Source organism: Bacillus cereus group sp. BfR-BA-01430, from assembly GCF_022663115.1.
GTDB lineage: Bacteria > Bacillota > Bacilli > Bacillales > Bacillaceae_G > Bacillus_A > Bacillus_A cereus_BD.
On sequence record NZ_JAKUEW010000049.1, the window covers coordinates 1 to 1,339 of the forward strand.

Sequence of the window (1,339 nt, forward strand, 5' to 3'; positions counted from 1 at the left end):
AAATAAGAATTTTGTTTAGTTTTCTTTTAATTCTCTGCCACACATAGGACAGAAATTTATTCTTTCCCCGAATAAAGAGAATTTTTCATTTCGGTCTCCGACTTCACTATCTTCTAAATAATTACAACTGTTTATAGTGACATAATAATCGCCTTTACCATTTTGCATTAGCGGCTTTCGTTTATATGAATTTCCAATACAATACTCACATTTCACCATCTCATTCACCTGCCAAAATAACTATTTTGTACTAATTGACTCCCAATCAAATGTTTCTAATATATTCAACAATCGTTCCACTTTCGGTGCTCGCCATGCCGTCATAGCGTATGTGTGGACCTTACTTGTGTAATGGTGTTTGTTCAGTTCGATATGTTTCTTAGCCTCTGCTTTAGTTAAGAACATCGTATTTTCAACAATGAATGCTTCTTCCTTTTCATATACTAAATGGCAATCTTCATCGATATTTTCTTTAATCCACTCAACTAGATCGTATTCAGAAGCGTATTCTTGCAATTCTTTTAAGTCTTCAATCTGTTCTTTAGTAAGCTCATGTTCAACTTCATCGTTAATAATTTCTTTTACGTATTCATCGACAATTACAGCTTCACAATCGTTAACAAAGTATAATGATGTTCTTTCGTGGTACCCTTCTGCAGTTACAACCCATTTGTAATCCATTAAAGTCCAAAATCGTGGTGATGCTTGGCAATCGATTTCCTGTGTTTTTAATTCCTGCTGCAAATCCTTTAAAAACTGAATATCCTTGTTCATTTCTCATTCCCCTTTTCGATTAAAATAACGCTTTGGTTAAAATTAACTAAGTCTTGTAACTTTAATTTCTTTCCCATCTGCGTCATCCACTGTTAACGATTCTCCTTTTCGCAATAGCGTCATAGAAATACTAATCGCTGTTTCATGTGCGTTTTGCGCAAGAATGCAACCTAAATCACACAAGCATTCCATACTTTTCTGTAGTGAACCTGTAACGTTGCCTTTTTTACTTACAACTTCAAATGTCATTAACATCACCTCGTAGATTCCTAACGTTTTGTTGAAATTCCGGATTTCTTATTCCTATTAACTTTTTAATATGAAGTATCAATTCGCATATGGGACACCACTGTTTATAGCTACAACTTTTTTGTTGTATACATCAAATGCATCACTTACATCCATTTCATATTTAGTCCCTTTTGCAATTTCTAGCAACATTTCATTCATCCAATGCTGGCATTCACTTAACGATTTAGCTACTTGAGCATTTGCGGATAACTTTGTAATTCTGTCTCTTTTATTCACCCTATCCACCTCGTTTTATACAAAATTCAAATTGTAT

At 33.8% G+C, this 1,339-nt stretch carries 3 protein-coding genes; all 3 read right to left on the bottom strand.

The annotated features are described in order from the left end of the window. Nucleotides 1-240 precede the first annotated feature (240 nt). On the bottom strand, nt 241-774 hold the full coding sequence (locus MR058_RS22785) for a hypothetical protein (RefSeq protein ID WP_048723909.1): 534 nt from the start codon (nt 772-774) through the stop codon (nt 241-243). A gap of 42 nt (nt 775-816) precedes the next feature. Further along, a complete protein-coding gene (locus tag MR058_RS22790) occupies nt 817-1,023 on the bottom strand; it encodes a hypothetical protein (RefSeq protein WP_048723907.1) in 207 nt (68 codons plus the stop codon). Nucleotides 1,024-1,101: 78 nt separating this feature from the next. After that, nucleotides 1,102-1,302 (bottom strand): hypothetical protein, encoded by a 201-nt coding sequence (locus tag MR058_RS22795; protein ID WP_048723905.1) that lies wholly within the window; start codon nt 1,300-1,302, stop codon nt 1,102-1,104. Between the last annotated feature and the right edge of the window lie 37 nt (nt 1,303-1,339).

What these genes read in the sequence shown, in the direction of transcription:
- MR058_RS22785 (WP_048723909.1), bottom strand. Translation starts at nt 774, where the DNA reads ATGAACAAGGATATTCAGTTTTTAAAGGATTTGCAGCAGGAATTAAAA.
- MR058_RS22790 (WP_048723907.1), bottom strand. Translation starts at nt 1,023, where the DNA reads ATGACATTTGAAGTTGTAAGTAAAAAAGGCAACGTTACAGGTTCACTA.